Annotated in this window: 1 protein-coding gene; it reads right to left on the reverse strand. The window is 75.4% G+C overall.

The features are described from left to right. A partial coding sequence (locus KI686_RS16560) for a hypothetical protein (RefSeq protein WP_237590411.1) occupies positions 1 to 284 on the reverse strand: 284 nt, incomplete at both ends.

Below are 284 nucleotides of genomic sequence, written 5' to 3' on the forward strand. Positions count from 1 at the left end.
CAGCTGCCCCGCGAGGTCGGCGGCCCGGTAGCCCAGATCGGCGAGGGTCTCCGCGATCTCGGTGAGCTGCGGGTCGGCGGCCCGCTCCAGGGCGCGTCGCGCCTCGGCGACGAGTCCGGCCACGTCGGGCTCGTCGTCCTCGCTGGAGAGCGCGGTGCGTGCCTGGGACGCGGACAGCCGCAGCTCCTCCGCGTTCGCGAGGCGCTCGGCGCGCTCGTTCAAGGAGACGTCCTCCCCCGCCTCGGGCTCGAGCTGCTCGATCTCGGCGAGCTGCTCGCGCAGCT

The organism is Polaribacter sargassicola, assembly GCF_021991835.1.
GTDB classification, from domain to species: Bacteria; Bacteroidota; Bacteroidia; order Flavobacteriales; family Flavobacteriaceae; genus Polaribacter; species Polaribacter sargassicola.